The 14,183-nt window shown below is 65.8% G+C and carries 2 protein-coding genes; one reads left to right on the top strand and one right to left on the bottom strand.

Going from position 1 to position 14,183, the window contains the following annotated elements; translation table 11 throughout:
- Window positions 1-7 precede the first annotated feature (7 nt).
- Window positions 8-2,155, bottom strand: coding sequence for an AsmA family protein (locus L2Y97_RS13605; protein ID WP_247427424.1), 2,148 nt, complete (start codon window positions 2,153-2,155; stop codon window positions 8-10).
- A 229-nt stretch (window positions 2,156-2,384) separates the two neighbouring features.
- On the opposite strand from L2Y97_RS13605, the gene L2Y97_RS13600 reads away from it, so the two are divergent.
- Window positions 2,385-14,156 (top strand): autotransporter-associated beta strand repeat-containing protein, encoded by an 11,772-nt coding sequence (locus tag L2Y97_RS13600; RefSeq protein WP_247427421.1) that lies wholly within the window; start codon window positions 2,385-2,387, stop codon window positions 14,154-14,156.
- Window positions 14,157-14,183: the final 27 nt, after the last annotated feature.

Here is a 14,183-nt window from a genome sequence, read left to right as displayed (position 1 = left end):
GTGGGTATTATTTCGCGTTGGTCTTGCCCGGCGGCGGGGCCTTGGGCGGGGCACTCTTCAGGTCATCCAGCAGCGGCTGGCAGGTCACGGCGTTGGCCTTGCCGCTCTCGGGCACCATCAGCGGCGCGAGCGCGGCCACCGGGGCCGCGAAGAACAGCGCCACGGCGCCACCACCACGCAGGATGAGCGGGCCGGCATGCACGCCCGGCGAGGGGTTGGCAAACGTGCCATGCACGTACAGCGGCGAGCGCAAGGAGAACACGCGGAAGCCCTTGGTATGCGGCACGATATCGAGGTTGAGCTTCTCGTCCTTGAAGTTGATATCGCCGTTGACGTTGATCAGCGCTTTCTCGGTATCCAGTGCAAACACCTTCGACTCCATGACGCCGTTGGTGGAGACGAGGTCGGCCGCCATGCAATTGATCTTCACCACGTCATCGCCGAAGAAACGGTTGACGACGTAGCTGCCCACGTTGAGGCCGGCTAGTTCAAGCAGTGATGAGCTCACCGCGCCGTCGTTGATCAGCAGCTTGAGTTCGCCATTGGACGAGCCCAGCAGTGCCGCCGGGGAGTTACCTACGGCCGTAAACGACGCATCGCCGTTCATCTCGCCGAAGCTGGTCTGCATGGGGGCAAAGGTGGGGAACAGCTCCTTGAGCTTCAGGTGGCGGGCGCCCAGGTTGAGGCGGCCCTTCAAGGGCTCGGCTGATCCATCCAGGCGGAGATTGCTGCCCACCGTGCCGCCGGCTACGCCGAACTTCAGGGGATCCAGGGTGAGCACGGCGTCCTTCATGATCAGGTGCGTTTCGACGTTGCTTATCGGCAGCCGCTCGCCATGCACGATCTTTGCACCGACAAAGCGCACATCCGCGTCCATGGCGTTCCAGCGGTCCGTCTTGAACGGCTCCACGGGCAGGACCTTGTCGGACGGTTGCTTCTTGACGTCCCCGCGCTCGGCTTTCTCGGCATCCGTACCGCCGCCGACCAGTGGCGCCAGGTCGCTAAACAGCAACTGGTTTGATTTCAGGTTGCCGACCAGGCTGGGGCGCGCACCGCCGGTGTTGAAGGTGAGCGTGCCGCCCAGGTCGCTGCCGCCGACCTTGCCGGTGAAGTTCTCGTACACGAACGTGCTGTTGTTCTTCTTCAGGTTCGCTTTCAGGTGGCCCTCGGTGGCGAACGGCGGTGTATCAGGCAGCGTCACGCCGGTCAGGTCGTAAAGGTGCGACATGCTGGTACCGGAGAACCACAGGCGGATATCCAGCGCGCCCATGTTGATCGGGTCGGTGAGGGTGCCGACGAACGCGATATGCGTATCGCCAAAACGCGCATCGGCCTGGACAGGGAAAGGGCGGTTGGCATCGCGCAACGCGAGCACGCCACCGGTGCGCGCCTTGGCGGCGATCGTGGATTTCTTGTAGGTGCCCTTCGCATCCCACGCGAACAGATAGACCTGCTTTTTCTTGGTCTCGTCCTGGCGGTCCTTTTCATCCGCGTCGCTCTTTGCCATTTGCTTCGCGCTGGCGCCGGTGGTCTTGCTGGCTTGCGCGCGCGAGTCCTTCTCCTGCTGGGCCATGATCTCGTCGAAGGGGATGCCCTGGCCCAATGGCGTCACATCGATACCCATCGTGATCTGGTTCTGCGCATCCGTCAGGTCGATGTGGCCCTTGTCGAAGGCGATGGCATTGAGTTCGAGCTGCCACTCCGAGGGGCCGCTGCTCTCGGGCAGCTTGAAGGTCCACGTGTTCGTACCGTCCTTCTGCCGTTCCAGCGCAATGGCCGGCTGGCCCAGGCGGATCTCCGGTACCACGATGCGGTGGGCGATCAGCGGGAAGGGCGCCAGGCGGAAGTCGATCGTATCCAGGTGGGCGAACCGGTTGTTCTTCGCCCAGCTGGGGTTGGTTACCACGATATCCCGCGCGGTGAAGTGCGGCCAGGGAATGAGGCTGACCAGGCCGCCCTGGCCCGGCTCCCGGGCCCAGTGCGCGGTGATGTCGCCCTGGATGGCGAAGGGGCGGCCAATGGCCTCGGAAACCTTTTCATTGATCGTGGGCTTCAGCCGGTTCCAGTCGAAGAAGGCCACGAACAGGATGATCGCGATAATCAGCAGCAGGAAGATGCCGATCACCCACGCCAGAATTTTCCTGCCTCGCCGCATGGCCCTCACTCCGCATTAGTGCATACGGGTCGTTGGTAACCCGGCAGGCGGCAAGGTTATGTGTTTTTGACGCGTGTCGATTAAGCAACGTGTGTGCCGTGTGACGAGCCATGACGGCCATCCTTGCCTTATTCGCTTAGTGCAATGCCCTATTCGTGCAGTCCGCCCGTGCTACGACTGCCTAAGCTGCCGGGGAAACCACCATGGACATGGTCGGGGGAGATTTCCGATGAGCAAGCGCGCAGCGACCGTACATACCTTTCCACGCCGCAAGGGCATCTATCTTTCGCTGGCCGCGCTGTTAGCCGCACCTTTCATACCGACCGTGGTTGCCGCGCAATGCGTGCAATCCAGCGCGACCTACAACTGCACTGGCACGATCTACGGACAGCCGACCATCGCCACAGGTGGCGTCACGGTAAACCTGGCATCGGGCGGTGTCTTCACTGCACCCCTGATCGCCGGTGGGCCGTCGCTGAACCTCACGGGCAACGGCATCACGTTGAACAACGCGGGCATTATCGACCCGGCCTACGGTGGCGGCATCGCTTTGGTGAGCGGTGCGGTATTCGCAGGCAATACCGGCTCGAACACAATCAATATCAACAATCAGGGCACCGGCATCATCCGCGGCCTGTTCAATGTCGGCTCGCTGCTTGGGGTCGGAGGCCAGGCCTTGCAACTGCAAAACGGGGCCACCGGTACGACCAACATCACCAACGACGGCACCATCGAGATGTCGATCCTTGGCAGCGGCACCATCAAGACGGCCGATGCCACCGGCATCGTGTCTTATGGCGGCGCCCAGACCAACATGGTCAACAACGGAACCATTACGGGACGCATCGGCTTCGCTCCCTCGGCGACGGCGAACCGGGGCAACACGTTCATCAACAATGGCACCGTCCACGGCAGCATCAATCTGGGCAACACGGTCACGGGCAACACGTTCACGGCCATGTCTGGCTCGAGTGTCTCCAGTGATGGTGTCCAGCTTGACCTGGGGCTGGTGGCGATCAACGTGAACCTTTCGGGCCCGGGTATCGTGTATGGCGGCTCGAGCACCAACGATACGCTTGTGCTGCAGGATGGCGGAAAGGGCGGCACGGGCCAGGTCAACGCCGCGCAATACGTGCAGTTCGAACACCTGCTCATCAATAGCGGCAGCTGGGCCCTCGCAGGCGCGGTAGCTGGCACAGATACGACGATCAACAGCGGCCTGGTCACCTTCGACAACGCGGGGGCGTTCGGTACCGGCGCAATCACGGCTAATGGGGGAACCATCGCTGCGTCGGGCGCCGGGCTGGCGCTCACCAACAACATGACGCTCAACGGCCGGCTGGGGTTAGGTGGGAGCATCCCCTTTGCGCTGAATGGCCTCCTGACGGGTACTGGCGGCCTCAATGTCACGAATACCGGCGTCGTCACCCTTGGCGGAGCCAACCTGTTCAGCGGCGGCGTGAACCTCAATGCGGGCGGCCTGCTGCTGACCAACGCCGGGGCGCTGGGTACGGGCACGCTCACGGTGGGCGGCAGCGCGTCGCTCGATACCAGCGCGACCTTCGGCATCGCGAACAACGTGGTGGTCAATGCCGGCACGCTCAACCTGCTCGGAAGCAACCCGTTGACCCTTGGCGGATCGCTTTCGGGCGCGGGCAGCGTGCTGAAGAGCGGGACCGGCGCACTCACACTCAATGGCGCCAGCTCGCTCACCGGCGGCTTCAGCATCACCGGCGGCACGTTCATCGTGGGGCCGGCAGGTTCACTCTCGCCGACGGGTGCCTTGTCGCTGGGTGCCGGTACCAGCATGGATCTGTCGGGGGCGGCCAACCAGACCATCGGCTCGTTGGCGGGTGCCGGTGGCATCAGCCTGGGCACGCATACGCTCACCTTGAACGGTATTGGCAGCACGAGCTACGCCGGCGCCATCACCGGCAGCGGTGGCCTGGTGAAGCAGGGCACGGGTGTGCAGACACTGTCGGGTAATAGCAACTTCACCGGTGGCGTCGCGCTGAATGGCGGCGGCCTGCAGGTGGGCAATGACAACGCGCTGGGTGCGGGCACGCTTTCGGTCGGCGGTGCAGGGGTCACACTGGACAGCACGGCAGCCGTCACCCTGGGTAATGCCGTGAACCTGGGTGCAGCGTCCTCACTAACGCTGGGAGGCGGGAACCCGCTGGTGCTCGGTGGCGTCATCGGCGGCACGGGCACGTTGGTCAAGAACGGTGCCTCGTTGCTTACGCTCTCGGGTGACAACACCTTCAGCGGTGGTCTCACCGTCAATGCGGGTGGCCTGTTGCTGGGCCATGACCATGCGCTGGGCACCAACACGCTGACGGTCAACGGTGCGGTGACGGTCGACGCCAACGGATCGCGATCTATCGCGAACAACATTGCGCTCAACGGTGGCGCATCGCTCAACGTATTGGGCGGCCAGCCGCTCACGTTTGGCGGCGTGATCTCCGGCGCGGGCGGCCTGGTAAAGAACGGTGCGTCGACGCTCACGCTGGGCGGCGTGAACACATTCACCGGTGGCCTCAACATCGCCGAGGGCACCGTAGCGCTCGGCGCCGGCGGGCGCCTGGCAGCGAGCAATGCGGTGACGTTGAGCGGCGTCGGCAGCGTGTTCGATATCTCCGCTGCGGGTAACCAGACGATCGGTGCGCTATCCGGCGTCGCTGGCACGACCGTGGCGCTGGGCGGCAATGTCCTGACCTTTGGCGATGCGACGAACCAGACCGTCGGCAGCACGATCACGGGCACGGCGACGGGCGGCCTGGTGAAGGCCGGCTCGGGCACGACCACGCTGAATGGCGCAAATACGTTCGGCGGTGGCGTGAACCTGAGTGCCGGTGGACTCGTCCTCGGTAACGCGGGTGCGCTCGGGACAGGCACGCTCACGGTCAGTGGCGCGGGTTCGCTCGATGCGAACACCGCCCTCTCGCTGGCGAATAACGTCAACCTGGGCGCAAACCTCACGGTAGCGGGAAGTAACACCCTCGCACTGGGTGGCACGATCACGGGTGCGGGGAGCCTGACCAAGAACGGTGCGAGCGCGCTTACCCTCTCGGGGAACAACAACTTCACCGGTGGCGTCAATCTCAACGGCGGCACGCTGCAGCTCAATAACAGCAACGCGATGGGTACCGGCGCACTCAACGTGGGCGCCTCGTCCACCCTGGGTGCCATCGGGCCGCTTGCGCTTTCCAATAACGTGAACCTCGGCGGGAGCAGCGTACTCACCCTGCCGGGTGCGCAGGGCCTCGCTCTCGACGGCGTGGTGGCTGGCACGGGTGGGCTGACCAAGAGCGGCGCGTCACTGCTGACGCTCAACGGTGCGAACACGTTCTCCGGTGGCGTAAACCTCACCGGCGGCAGCCTGCTGCTCGGGAACAGTAGCGCGCTCGGTACGGGCGCGCTTAACGTCGGTGGCACGGTAAACCTCGACACCACCGCCGCCCTGAACGTGGGCAATGGGGTGAACCTGCTCGGTGGCAGCACACTGGCCGTGCAGGGCAGCCAGGCGCTGACACTGGGCGGAACCATCGCAGGTACCGGAACGCTTACGAAAACCGGTGCGTCAGCGCTCACGCTCAACGGCGCCAACACCTTTACCGGTGGCGTGAACCTCAACGCGGGCGGGCTGGTGCTTGGGAACGCCAACGCGCTGGGTGTGGGCGGTGCCTTGAACGTGGGCGGCAACGCCACGATCGATACCAGCGCACCGGTCGCCGTGGGCAATGCGGTGAACCTGGCCAGTGGCGTCAGCCTGGATGTACTGGGTAGCAACGCGTTGACCCTGGCGGGCGCGGTGAATGGCGCGGGTAGCCTGGTGAAGGATGGCGCGTCGACGCTGACCCTGGCGGGCATCAACGGGTATACCGGCGGTACGACGATCAATGCCGGCACGCTCGCGCTCGGTGCGGGCGCGCAGCTCGCGGCCGGCGGTAGCGTGAACCTGGCCGGTGCGGGCGGTACCTTCGATATCAGCGGTGCAGGGGCCAATCAGACGGTCGGTGCGCTTTCCGGTGTTGCCGGTAGCACGCTGGCGTTGGGCGGAAACTCGCTGACCTTCGGCAACGGTACGAACACGACGATCAATAGCACGATCACCGGCACGGGTGGTTTGACGAAGGCTGGCGCGGGCGTGGTGACGCTTGGCGGCGCAAGCACGCTCGGCGGCGGTCTCGCGTTGAATGCCGGTGGCCTGGTGGTCGGCAACAACAATGCGCTTGGCACAGGCGCGCTGACCGTTGCTGGTGCGGCAACGCTGGACAGCAACGGGCCGATCGCGCTGGCGAACAACATCGCGCTGAACGCAGGCCTGACCGTCCTTGGCAATAACGCGCTGACCTTGAACGGCGTGCTCAGTGGCGCAGGTAGCCTGACGAAGAACGGTGCGGCCACGCTGACCCTGACCGGCCTCAACACGTACACCGGCGGTACCAACGTCACCGCCGGTACGCTGGCACTGGGCGCGGGCGCAGGGCTCGCTTCGACGGGTACCGTGACGCTCTCCGCGGGCGCCACGCTTGATCTTTCCGCCGGCAACGGCACGCAGCAGGTCGGCACGCTGGCGGGTAGCGGCACGGTCAACCTCGGTGCAAACACCATCACCGTGGGTAGCGCGACGAACGGCACGTTCGCCGGTTCCGTCGCGGGTACCGGTGGCCTGATCAAGATCGGCACGGGCACCGAGACGCTGACGGGCACGAATACGTACACGGGCGGCACGTTGATCAATGCAGGCACGCTGGCGATCGGCGCGGGCGGCAGCCTCGCATCGACCGGCGCGGTCGCGCTCACGGGGCCGGGCACGGGGTTCAACATCAGCGCTGGCGGCAACCAGACCATCGGCGTGCTCAATGGCGTCGCGGGCAGCACCGTGACCCTCGGCGGCAGCACGTTGACGCTCGGTGGCGTGGCCAACGGCGCCTACGACGGTCTGATCGCCGGCACCGGCGCGCTGGTGAAGAACGGGCCCAGCACCCAGGAGCTGGGTGGGGCCAACACCTTCAGTGGTGGCGTGACGCTCAACGCTGGCGGACTACTGGTCGGTAACAACGGCGCGTTGGGCACCGGAACACTTTCAGTCGCCGGCAACGGGTCGCTGGATGCGAACACGGCCGTCACGCTAAACAACAACGTCGCCCTGGGCGCGGGCAACGCGCTCGATCTGCAGGGCAGCAACGCGATGACGCTGGCCGGCACGATCAGCGGCGCGGGCGCGCTGGTGAAGGATGGTGCCGCCACGGTCACGCTGACCGGTGTGAACACGTATACGGGTGGGACCACGATCAACGCCGGCACGCTGGCGCTTGGCACGGGCGGCAGGCTGGCCGCGACCGGTGATGTAGATCTTGCGGTGGCGGGCGCGGCGTTCGATATCTCCGCCAGCGGCAGCAACCAGACAATCGGTGCCTTGAGCGGCGTGGCGGGCACGACGGTGGGCCTGGGCGCCCGGACGCTCACGTTCGGTAACGCCACCGATCGCACCTTTGCCGGCGCGATCACCGGCACCGGCGGCATCGTCAAGGTGGGCGCGGGTGTCGAGACGCTGAGCGGCGCCAGCACGTATAGCGGCGGCACCTTGCTCAACGCGGGCGGCCTCGTGGTGGGCAACAACAGTGCCCTGGGCACAGGGTCGCTTACGGTGGGCGGCGTGACCACGCTGGATAGCAACGGCCCCGTTGCACTCGCGAATAACGTGGTGCTCAACGCCGGCCTCACGGTGTTGGGCAACAACGCCCTTACACTTGGCGGCGTCATCAGTGGCGCCGGTGGCCTCACCAAGAACGGCGCGGCCACGCTCACCCTCACCGGTGCGAACACTTACACCGGTGGCACCAACGTCAACGCAGGCACGCTCGCCCTTGGGGCGGGTGGCAGTCTTTCCACGGCCGGCACCGTGAACCTCGCCTCGGGCGCGACGCTGGATATCTCCGGCGGCAGCGGCACGCAAAGCGTCGGTGCACTCACGGGTACGGGTACGGTAGCGCTGGGTGCGAATACGGTCGCGCTCGGTGGGGCAGGTAACGGCAGCTTCGGTGGTGTCATTGCCGGCACGGGGGGTGTGGTCAAGCAAGGTGCCGGCACGCAGACGCTCACCGGGGCCAGCACCTTCACGGGCGGTACAACGATCAACGCCGGCACGCTGGTGCTGGGTGCGGGCGGCAGCCTCGCCGCCACCGGTGCGGTGAACCTCGCGGCACCGGGCACGGTGTTCGATATCAGCGGCGGCGGTGCGCAGGCGATCGGCGCGTTGAATGGCGTCGCGGGTAGCGCCGTCAGCCTTGGCAGCAACACGCTCACGCTGGGTGGCGTGGGCAACGCCACGTACAACGGCACCATCGGCGGCACCGGTGGCCTGGTGAAGAACGGTGCCGGCGTGCAGGTGCTGGGTGGCACGAACACCTATACGGGTGGCACCACGATCAACGGTGGCACGCTGGCCCTCGGTGCCGGCGGCTCCCTGGCAGTGGGCGGCGATGTGAACCTCACCAACGCTGGCGCTGCCTTCGACATTTCGGCTAGCGGTGCCAACCAGACGATCGGCTCGCTCTCCGGCGTGGCTGGTACGAACGTGAACCTTGGCGGGCAGAGCCTGGCGTTCGGCAATGCAACGAATCATGCGTTTGATGGCGTCATCAGTGGCACCGGCGGGCTGGTGAAGATCGGCTCGGGCATCGAGGAACTCGGCGGCGCCAACACCTTCAGTGGCGGCATCACGCTGATCGCCGGTGGCCTGCAGGTCGGTAACGATGCGGCGCTGGGCACGGGCGTGCTTACCGTGGCGGGTGCCTCGTCGCTCGATAGCACGGCCCCGGTCACGCTCACCAACAACATGGTGCTGAATGCGAACCTCACCGTGCCGGGGTCGAGCAACCTGACGCTCAGCGGCAACCTGGCGGGCACCGGCGGGCTTATCAAGAACGGCAACGCGCTGCTCACCCTGAACGGCGCGAACACGTACACAGGCGACACCGAAATCAACGCAGGCACGCTGGCGCTCGGTGCGAATGCCAGCTTGTACGCGGGCGGCATCGTCTACCTTGCCGATGGTGCGTTGTTCGATCTCTCCGCAGGTAACGGCACGCAGACCTTCGGCACGTTGATCGGCAGCGGCATGGTCAACATTGGCGGCAACAACATCAACGTGGGTGGGCCTGCCGATGGCACCTTCAGCGGTTCGATCGGCGGCACGGGCAGCCTGACCAAGGTCGGCACGGGCACGGAAACGCTGACCGGCACCAACACGTATACCGGTGGCACCTTCATCGACGAAGGTACGCTGGCGATCGGCGCAGGCGGCAGCCTCGCCGCGGCAGGTGCCGTCACGCTGACAGCGCCGGGTACCACCTTCGACATCACCGCTGCGGATCCCCAGGTGATCGGTGTGCTCAATGGCGTTGCTGGCAGCACGGTCACGCTGGGTGGCAACTCGCTGACCCTCGCTGGCGCCGCCAACGGGGCCTACGACGGCCTGATCACAGGTACCGGCAGCCTGGTGAAGAGCGGCCCGTCCGTCCAGGAGCTGGGGGGCGCCAATACGTTTAGTGGCGGCGTCACGCTTAACGCGGGTGGCTTGCTGCTGGGTGATAACGGTGCCCTGGGCACAGGGACACTCAGCGTGGCCGGTAACGCCACGCTCGATACGAACAAAGCACTCAACATCAGCAACGATGTCGATATCGCGGCAGGCACGACGCTGGATCTGCTGGGCAGCAATGCGGTGACCTTTGGCGGGACGTTCTCCGGCGCGGGTGGGCTGGTGAAGGATGGCGCATCCACGGTCACGTTGACCGGTGCGAACACGTACAGCGGCGGCACCACGATCAACGCCGGCACGCTGGCCATCGGCGCGGGTGGCAGCCTTTCCGATACCGGTGCGCTGAACCTGGCCGGTACCGGCAACTTTGATATTTCCGGCGCCGGTGGCACGCAAACGGTTGGCTCGCTCGGCGGCTCCGCCGGCACGACCGTCACGCTGGGTGGCAACTCGCTGGCGCTGGGCGGCGCGACCGATAACGCCTACGACGGCGTGATCACCGGCAGTGGCGGCCTGATCAAGGATGGCGCGGGCACGCAGACCCTTAATGGAGCGAACACCTTTACCGGCGGCGTGACGTTGAACGCGGGTGGCCTGGTCGTGGGTAACAACGCGGCCCTCGGCACCGGTTCGCTCACCGTGGGCGGCGCGTCGACGCTGGATTCGAACACCGCGGTGACCCTGGCCAACGACATCGTCCTCAACGCCGGGCTCGATGTGCTCGGCACGCACGACATGACCCTCAACGGTGACATCAGCGGCACCGGCAGCCTGAGCAAGGATGGCGCGGCGACGCTGACGTTGAACGGTACCAATACCTATACCGGTGGCACGTACATCAACGCGGGCACGCTCGCCCTGGGTGCAGGCGCGAGCCTCGCCGCCACGGGTGTGGTCAATCTCGCATCCGGTGCCACGTTCGATCTCTCCGCCGGTAACGGTACCCAGCAGTTCGGCACGCTGGTGGGCGATGGCACCGTGAACCTCGGTGCGAACGCGCTGGTCGTCGGTGGACCGACCGATGGGACCTTCGGTGGGTCGATCGCCGGTACGGGCAGCGTCACCAAGGTGGGCACCGGCACCGAGACGCTCACCGGCGCCAACACGTACACCGGCGGCACGTTCATTGATGCGGGCATCCTGGCCATCGGTGCGGGCGGCAGCCTCGCACCCAACGGAGCGGTCACGCTGAACGCTGCTGGCACCGGTTTCGATATCAGTGGTGCGAACAGCAACCAGACGATCGGTTCGCTGGCAGGCGTCGCCGGCAGTGATGTCACGCTCGGTGCCAACACACTGGTGTTGGGCGGGGTAGGTAACGCCAGCTTCAATGGCACGATCAGCGGCACCGGCAGCCTGGTCAAGAACGGCGCGGGTGTGCAGTTGCTGGGTGGCCCGAATACGTTCAGTGGTGGCGTGACGCTCAACGCGGGCACGCTGGTCGTGGGTGATGGCGCGGCGCTGGGTACCGGCGCGTTGACCGTGGGTGGAAGCGCTACGCTCGATGCGGCGGCGCCGGTCACCCTTGCGAACGATGTGGCGCTCAACGCGGGGCTTACCGTCGCTGGCAGCAATGACACGACGCTGGCGGGCGTGGTGTCGGGTGCAGGCAGCCTCACGAAGAACGGCGCGGCCACGTTGACGCTCACCGGCGCCAACACCTACACCGGCGGCACGACGATCAACGCCGGCACGCTGGCGATCGGGGCGGGCGGCAGCCTCTCGCCGGCGGGCGCGGTGAACCTGGCCGGTACCGGCACGTTCGATATCAGCGCGGGCGGGGACCAGTCCATCGCCACGCTCAGCGGGGTCACCGGCAGCACGGTGGCGCTGGGCGGCAACACACTCACACTGGGTGGCGCGACGGATGCCACCGTGGATAGCACGATCACGGGCACGGGTGGCCTGGTGAAGAATGGCGCGGCGAACCTCACGCTGGGCGGGGCGAACCTGTTCAGTGGCGGCGTCACCCTCAACGCCGGTGGGTTGATCCTTGGCAACGACCAGGCGCTGGGCACGGGCACACTCACCGTGGGCGGCCCGGCGTCGCTCGGCGGCACCGGTGCGCTCACCCTTGCCAACAACATCGCGTTGAACGCTGACCTCAACACGACAGGCGATGACCCATTAACCCTCAACGGGGATATCAGCGGGGCGGGCCGTCTGTTCAAGGTCAACCTGAAGGTACTTACCCTCAACGGCAACAACACCTACACCGGTGGCACCACGGTCGACGGTGGCACCGTGGTGGTAGGCAGTGACAACGCGCTGGGCACGGGTGACCTTGCCATCAACGGTGCGACGCTGCAGGCAGGCACCACGGTCACGCTGCCGAACACGGTGAGCGTGGGCAGCAACGGGGCCACGGTGGACGGCCCGAACGACCTCACCTTGAATGGTGCGCTCTCCGGTAGCGGCGGTCTCGACAAGGAGGGTAGCGGCACCCTTACGCTGGGCGGCTCGTTGGCAGACTACACCGGCAATCTCACGGTTAACGCCGGCACGCTGCATGCCCTGGATAGCTACACCGGTACCGTTGCCGTCGGCGCGGGTGGCACGGCCACCTTCACCGGCCCGGCCAACAGCATCACCGCTGGCACCATCGCGGGCACGCTCAACCTCGGCGGTGGCGATCTCAACGTGAGCTACGGCAACCTGCCCGACGTGACAGGCACGGTGAACGGCGATGCCGGGTCCACGCTCAACATCACCGGCAGCGGCGAAGGCTCGCTCGCCAACGGCGTGTTTAACGGCATCGGTAACCTCAATACCGGTAGCGGCACGCTGGTGGTCGGGGCAGGCACGAACGTTACGTTTACGGGCGGCACCACGGTGGGCGGCAACCTGGTCGTGAACGGCACCCTGGGTGGCCCGGTGGCGGTGGGCAACGGCGGCCTTACGGGTGGCGGCACCATCACGGGGCCGGTCACGGTGGATAGCGGGACGATCGCGCCGGGCGGTATTCCGGGTGCCACCGGTGCGGCAGCGCCTTCCGGCACCGCAGGCACCGTGTTGACCACGGGCGGGCTTAACCTGGGCGCTGGTTCGACCACGGTGATCAACATCAACCCTGCGGGCACGAGCGACAGCATCGTGTCGACGGGGCCGACGACCGTGGGTGGAACGTTGGCTACGACGCCGACCGGGAATGGGACCTATGGTTCGTCCACCAAGTACGCGATCGTCAAATCGACCGCTGGCGGCATCAGGAGCAACTACATCCGCATCGTGAAGAACGGCCTGCCGTTCCTCGATGAGGGGGTGACCACCGAAGGCGATACGGTCTACGTGACGCTGACCCAGGCGGGTACGGGTGGCCCGGTGACGCCGGGTGGCGAAGGCATCCAGTTCGACCAGTTCCCCGGGCTCAGTTCCAACGAAACGGCGGTAGCCACGGCGTTGCAGAACACCGCGGCCGCCGGCACCAACCAGTTGCCCAGCTTGCTCAGTTACCTGCGCGGACTCAACGAAAGCCAGGTGCTGGGCGCATTCAATTCGCTCACGGGTGAAACCTACGCGTCAGCGGCGCAGGCCGAATTGGGCGGGCAAAGCCAGTACCAGGATTCGCTGTTCTATCGCCTGAAGCTGGATCGCGACACGGGCGAGCGCGGCACGGCGGTGTTCGCTGAGCCGTACACGTCGAGCAGCGACCTATCGAGCTCCGCCAACGTTGCGCGGGCGGATTACCGGATCCACGGCATCATCGTGGGCACCGATACCGATATCACGCCGGATTTCCGCGCGGGCGCGCACGTCAACCTGGCCAATGCACGCACCGAGGTGCATAGCCGCGGTGATTACACGGACGTGGACCAGGCGGCGATTGGCCTGCACGCGTTGTATTTCAATGACCAGCAGTTCTGGATCGAAGGCCTGGCCTCGTACGGTTGGCACGACGCGGATAGCCGTCGGCGCATTGCTGTTGGTTCGTACACGCCGCAGGCACGCGGCGATTACGACGGCAAGGCGACCAACGGTGCGATTGAAACTGGCTTCCGCTTCAACCTCAGCCAGGGTATGCACCTTGAGCCGTTCGTCGGCGCGTACTACAGCAAGGTGAAGTACGACAGCTTCACCGAGAAGGGCGCCGGTGATGCCGACCTGAAGGTGGGCAAGGCCTCGGCGACAAGCATGCAGTACGGTGCAGGCCTGCGTCTGTCGGGTGATGTGGACCTGGGCGTGCAGGGTACGAAGCTGCACCCGATCGCGATGGTGCGGTACTTGCACAACACCAGGGACGACAACGTATCGGTGAACAACAGCTTCGCTGGTGCGCCGACGGAGAGCTTCACGGTGGAAGGTTCACGGCCCATGAAGAACCACTGGCAGGGCGCACTGGGCGCGAGCTTCGACTTCACCCCGGCCGCCAGCGCCTTCGTGTACTACAGCACCGACCGTGCATCGCACACGCGCAGCGATGCGGTGAACCTGGGGGTGCGCTGGAACTTCTAGTTCCTGCTGCGTTATCGCGAAAGATGT

The sequence above is a fragment of the Luteibacter aegosomatissinici genome (genome assembly GCF_023078495.1).
Taxonomy (GTDB): domain Bacteria; phylum Pseudomonadota; class Gammaproteobacteria; order Xanthomonadales; family Rhodanobacteraceae; genus Luteibacter; species Luteibacter aegosomatissinici.
Note: the sequence above shows the minus strand (reverse complement) of the source record. Positions and strands in the feature narration are given on the sequence as shown.